Consider the following 648-nt stretch of genomic DNA (forward strand, 5'->3'; position numbering starts at 1 on the left):
AAACCTGACCGTCACCATCCACGGCGCCAACGACGCGCCGGTGCTGGCCGTCCAGACGGCCGCCCAGAACGCTACCGTCGGCTCTGCCTTCTCGTTCACGCTGCCGACGACGACCTTCACCGATGTCGACAGCAGCGAGACCCTCACCTATGCGGCAACCGCTGCCGACGGCACGGCGCTGCCCGCCTGGCTCGCCTTCAACGCCACAACGCGGACGTTCAGCGGCACACCGACGACATCAGGCACCTACGGCGTCAGGGTGACGGCAACCGACCTCGGCGGCCTTGCCGCCAACGAGACCTTCAATATCACTGCGACAGTGGCGCCTGCGACCTACAGCCTGTTTAACGCCTCCAGCACGCCGGCCCAGACCAACCTCAACGACGGTCAACAGCTCGAGGTCGGCGTCAAATTCCAGTCGAACGTTGTCGGTGATATTACCGCCATCAAGTTCTACCGCAGCGCCAACGACAACGGACAGAACGTCGTCGATCTGTGGACCACCACCGGCACCAAACTTGCCACCGCCACCTTCACCAACACCACGGCAAGCGGCTGGCAGACGGTGAACTTCACAACGCCCGTCACCATCGCCGCCAACACCACCTATATCGCCTCCTACCACACCACCGGCGCTTACGTGGCAAC

1 protein-coding gene is annotated in these 648 nt (G+C 63.6%); it reads left to right on the plus strand.

Annotated features, from left to right (window positions below; all coding sequences use genetic code 11):
* Positions 1-648: DUF4082 domain-containing protein (locus tag RWK44_RS34900; protein WP_316030185.1), on the plus strand; the 648-nt coding region annotated here is incomplete at both ends.

It is taken from the genome of Rhizobium sp. 25PS6, assembly GCF_032464655.1.
GTDB lineage: Bacteria > Pseudomonadota > Alphaproteobacteria > Rhizobiales > Rhizobiaceae > Rhizobium > Rhizobium laguerreae.